The following is a 578-nucleotide window of genomic DNA, read 5'->3' as shown; positions in this document are numbered from 1 at the left end:
CCTGATCACTGCAGAGCAAATTGCTAAAGTCTCTGAAGTGACTGCGGAGCATGATTTGAATATCGACAACATTACCCGACTGTCCGGGCGTCGTGGTTTGGATGTCGATCCTCAGTCGAGCCAGGCATGTTTGGAGTTCTCTGTTCGCGGAAATGTGCCGGATGCTGAGGCGTTGAGAGCTGACTTTTTAAAGATTGCCAGTGAGCTTAACGTCGATATCGCCTTCCAGGAAGACACAATTTATCGCCGTAATCGTCGTTTGGTGGTTTTTGATATGGATTCCACCTTAATTGAAGCAGAAGTGATCGATGAGCTGGCGAAAGAAGCGGGTGTCGGAGATCAGGTATCTGAAATCACCGAGCAAGCCATGCGTGGTGAGATTGATTTTACTGAGAGCTTTGCTCGGCGTGTTGGTTTATTGGAAGGTTTGAGCGAAGAAGTGCTAAGCAAAGTAGCTGCGCGCCTTAAGATGACTGAAGGTGCAGAAAGGTTGATCTCAACGCTAAAAAGCCTGGGTTACAAGACTGCTATTTTATCGGGCGGTTTTACATACTTTGCTAAAGGGCTGCAGGATAAGC

General features: G+C 47.6%; 1 protein-coding gene. It reads left to right on the top strand.

Annotation, left to right across the window (positions count from 1 at the left end; all coding sequences use genetic code 11):
• The coding region (gene serB, locus A3735_RS09655; protein WP_068638000.1) for a phosphoserine phosphatase SerB at nt 1-578 on the top strand (578 nt) is incomplete at both ends.

This window comes from Oleiphilus sp. HI0061 (genome assembly GCF_001635675.1).
This window is presented reverse-complemented; position numbering and strand designations above follow the sequence as displayed.